Annotated in this window: 1 protein-coding gene; it reads left to right on the forward strand. The window is 42.6% G+C overall.

Features of this window, described 5'->3' with window-relative positions; all coding sequences use genetic code 11:
• On the forward strand, window positions 1–3170 hold a 3170-nt coding region (locus tag Q0779_RS23505), incomplete at both ends, for a tandem-95 repeat protein (protein ID WP_298776682.1).

Here is a 3170-nt window from a genome sequence, read left to right on the forward strand (position 1 = left end):
ACGCCGGAGGCGGACTTTAACGGTGACATTGCGCTGAGTTTTGATGTGTCTGATGGCATAGAGGTGGTGGCTAGCGGTGTGGATTTAGCCGTGAATCCGGTTAATGATTTGCCGACAGCTGAAGATGTGGCGTTTAGCATGGATGAAGACGGCACTATATTAATAACATCGGAAAATTTATTATTACAAACTGATGATATTGATGGGGATGATTTATCAATATTGGCAGTTAAATATGATGGTACGGATGGTATTTTAGTTCCGGAGGTGGGTACAGATAATTATCTTTTTACACCCAATGAAAATTTTAACGGTGATATTGGGCTAACTTATGAAGTCTCTGATGGAATAACAACCACATCGGCTAATATTGATATTCATGTCGTGCCAGTGAATGATGCGCCAATTATTGAAGGGCCTTTATCATATAGCATTAATGAAGATGGCCATATTCATTTAAGCCAAGACCAATTGTTAGTACATGCTTCGGATATAGAAGGTGATGCATTGACAGCAGTGAATCTTTCTGTTGGTGAAGATGGCGTTGTTACTGAAATGGAGGACGGTGGGTATCTTATTGTACCAAATCTTCATTTTTCTGGTGAACTTCCTCTTACTTTTGATGTAAGCGATGGGGTGGCGATGGCACCTCAAGTGGTCAATATACATGTTGAAGCGGTAGCCGATGCGCCAGATCTTGAAGTCACCGATGCTGAAGGAAATACAGTTGGCGATTCGACAATCATTATTGATCCTGATGATGCACTGGAACTTAATATCGGTGCGGCACTGGTTGATCAAGATTTGTCAGAAACTCTCACTGTGACGCTTGATGGATTACCTGAAGGTTCAGTCGTTAATGTAGACGGCGAATCTTTATTACAAAGCCAAGAAAATGGCTTGCAATCCTTTGAAGAAACTGAAGTCACGATCACTTTTGAAGGAGAGGGAGCAGGCTATCATAATTCAGTTGGTGTTTATAAAGTCGATGAAAATGGCAATATAAAAGATGTTGAAATCGTTTTTGAGAATGCATCTGCTCAAGGAAGTGGAGGGACTCTTCTTGCTGGAGAATCATCCTTTAGTTTTGATATTAATGAAGGTGAGCATTTTAATCTTTTTACCGTTCCGAATGGAGAGAGCTCAGTTAGCAAAGTTGATCCTAATGAAGGACAATTTGTTTTCAGAGATGATGACGGATCGCCAGCAACTATGGATTCTATTTCACCCCAGTTGATTTTTATTGCTAATAACGGTGAAGAAACAGTTATCACAGGTGCGGCTGGGGATAGTGTTTATCATGGTGGAAATAGCAGTAATCTAAATGCCGATGGTATTGTTCATACTCGAACTGAATTAAATGATGATAACGAGATTATTTATGGATTTGAAGATATTTACGGGGGAGGAGATAAAGATTTTGATGATTTCACGTTTAGTATCGATATGGGAACAGTGAATAATCAAGTGTATGGCGGAGAGATCGAGGTTGATGAAAGTGGGTCTATTCAGATCCCTACTACAGCTATTAATGAAACGATTCAAATTCATTTACCTCAAGATTACAGTGATGAATTTGATGTTACGGTTAGGGCTACTGCAACAGAATTATCTAATGATGATACAAGCTCCGTGTTTCAAACTGTTCATGTTGATGCGAGAGAGCATGCGCCAGAAAGTGCAGATCAAACAGCAACGATTGATGAAGATGGCAGTTATATTTTTACGTTAGATGACTTTCCATTCAGCGATCAAAACTTAGCGGATACATTAGAGAGTATTACCGTACAGGATTTACCTATTGAAGGAGTGATCTTTTTATCTGGTGAGCCGATTGTGGAAGGACAAGCTATCAGTCGTACTGATATTGAAGAAGGTTTACTACAATACGATACTGAGAGTAATTTCAATGGTGAAGTTAGCTTGAATTATACCGTCTCAGACGGTGAATTTAGTTCAGCACCACAGAATTTTACGATTGAAGTGAACCCAGTCAATGATGGTCCTGTTGCGGTGGATGATGGGGTTGGCGACGGGGGGCTTCAAGGCACATTGCAGCTCGATGGGGATGATTATTTAACGATCAATGCTGGAGCGGGTGACAGCGGAGAGCAAATCACAGCATTTTGGTTCAAATCAGATACAGACGGATCTCAAGGGTTATTTTCGGTGACTAATGGGGGAGCGAATGATCGTAATATTTGGGTAGATGATAACGGTGATGTGCATGCCAGAGTCTGGCCCGCTGAGGAAATATTAGTATCGGATGTGGGGGATTTATCGGATGGTGAATGGCACCATGTAGTGTATTCCTTAGGGGGAAGTGAAGGGAGCGCGCTGTATATTGATGGTGAAGTTGTGGATACAGGGAGTGTGGGCTCCTCTGGTTTTGACTGGAGTGCCCAAATGCACATAGGGCGGCATGATGCTTATTTAGGTTGTAGTAGCTTAGAGGGAGAAATTCGAGACGTTCAAGTGTACGTCGATACGGGGGCAGATCAGGCTGATGTCAATGCGCTAATGGCAGGTGATGAACTTGATCATTCGCCATTAGTGCATATGGATTTCAGCGCCGACAATGTTTTTGATAGTGGTGGCGCACAAGATATCGCTATTTCAGTGATAGGTAATCCGACGGTTGTTGATCAGGTTACAGGTGATCTGGTTGCCTCTGAAGATGTGGTGACTAATTTTGATGTGTTGGCCAATGACAGTGATGTAGAAGATGAAGAGCTAACCATATCGTCGGTATCCGATGCCGTTGATGCTGAAGGCAATGTGGTTGGCTCTGTAACGATAATTAACACTGATTCAGGGGAGCAAGTTCAATTTATGCCTAGCGCAGAGCTGCAATCTCTGGGTGATGATGAGCTTTTAAGTGTGAGTTTTACTTATACGATTGAAGATTCAGAAGGCGCACAAGATTCAGCGGTGGTGAATTTCAATGTGCAAGGTAATAATGATGTTACGGTGGTTGAAGATGTCGGTTACGTGATTGAAGAAGACGGCAGCTTGACCTTCACCGATGCCCAGTTGTTGTCGGGTGCGACGGACATTGATGGCGATGACTTGTCTGTTGCGGAGGTGAGTTATACCGGCACGGCGGGCGTGTTTACTGACAATGGTGACGGGACGTATACGTTTGCGCCGAATGACAACTTTAATGGTGA

This window comes from uncultured Shewanella sp. (genome assembly GCF_947491715.1).
In the GTDB taxonomy this organism is placed as follows: domain Bacteria; phylum Pseudomonadota; class Gammaproteobacteria; order Enterobacterales; family Shewanellaceae; genus Shewanella.